Raw genomic sequence first — 271 nt, 5'->3', positions numbered from 1 at the left:
CCGTGTCGGCCCACTGACCGCCCACGGGCCGAGCTGGTCGGCGAATAGCTTGAGCAGCTTGCGTTCGGCCAACACAAAGCCCAGGCGAACACCGGCCAAACCAAAGAACTTGCCGAACGAGCGCAAAACAATCAGGCCGACTTGATGGGTGTGACTGGCCAGGCTCAGTTGCGGAGTGACGTCCATAAAGGCTTCATCCACGACCAGCCAACCGCCGCGCTGGGCCAGCCGCGCGTGCCAGTCCAGCAGGCGTTGCGGGCTCAGGCTAAGG

At 63.8% G+C, this 271-nt stretch carries 1 protein-coding gene; it reads right to left on the bottom strand.

Features of this window, described 5'->3' with window-relative positions:
• Window positions 1-271 (bottom strand): aminotransferase class I/II-fold pyridoxal phosphate-dependent enzyme (locus KZZ04_RS19295; RefSeq protein WP_219423883.1); only part of this gene is annotated, 271 nt, incomplete at both ends.

The sequence above is a fragment of the Pseudoalteromonas sp. CR1 genome, assembly GCF_019392235.1.
Lineage (GTDB): Bacteria > Pseudomonadota > Gammaproteobacteria > Enterobacterales > Alteromonadaceae > Pseudoalteromonas.
The sequence above is the reverse complement of the archived record's forward strand: the minus strand, read 5'-3'. Positions and strand labels throughout refer to the sequence as shown.